Source organism: Vibrio sp. 2132-1, assembly GCF_033344315.1.
Genome location: NZ_JAWPON010000540.1, coordinates 1 through 609, shown reverse-complemented (window position 1 = coordinate 609; position 609 = coordinate 1). Strand labels below are relative to the sequence as shown.

The 609-nt window shown below is 49.1% G+C and carries 1 protein-coding gene; it reads left to right on the top strand.

The genetic code is table 11. From position 1 onward, the window contains the following. The coding region (locus R8N47_RS26520) for a nitrate- and nitrite sensing domain-containing protein (RefSeq protein WP_318186274.1) at positions 1–609 on the top strand (609 nt) is incomplete at both ends.

Genomic DNA, 609 nt, shown 5'->3' with positions numbered 1-609 from the left:
GTTCGACAAGGGGTTGATCGCCTTTCCCCCCAAATTGCACCTTTTGGTTATTACTCCAACCTGAATCAGCTCATCATCGACAACATCGACGTTTTGATTGCACAGACTCAAAGCCGAGAGCTAGGTACACTTGGCGATGCGTTGATCTCTGTGATCGTGATGAAAGAGCGTGCAGGCCAAGCACGCGGCGCACTTAATGGGGTATTTGCGAAAGGAAGCGCCACATCTGTTTTGTTCTCCAACATTGAGGGATACATCCAATCGGGGGATTACGCATCAAGAAAAGCGCAAATTGCGTTCCCAGAACAATATCGACAGTCATTGCAATCGCACCAAAACAGTCCTGCGTGGAAGAAGGTTGAGCAAGTACAGCAATCCTTCCTTAACCAGAGTGCCAACCTAGACAGCATTCAGGGGCCTCAAGCAACTGAATGGTTTCCTATGGCAACCGAGCGCATCGGTCTCATGAACCAGTTGCGTAACCAAATGGTTGATCAGATGCTCAGTGCAGCAGAACATTCCGCGCAGCAAGCCACGTTAAATCGCAACTTGTTAATGGCTGCGACTGCTGTGATTTCTCTGCTTATGATCACGATGGTGTGTGGGTTG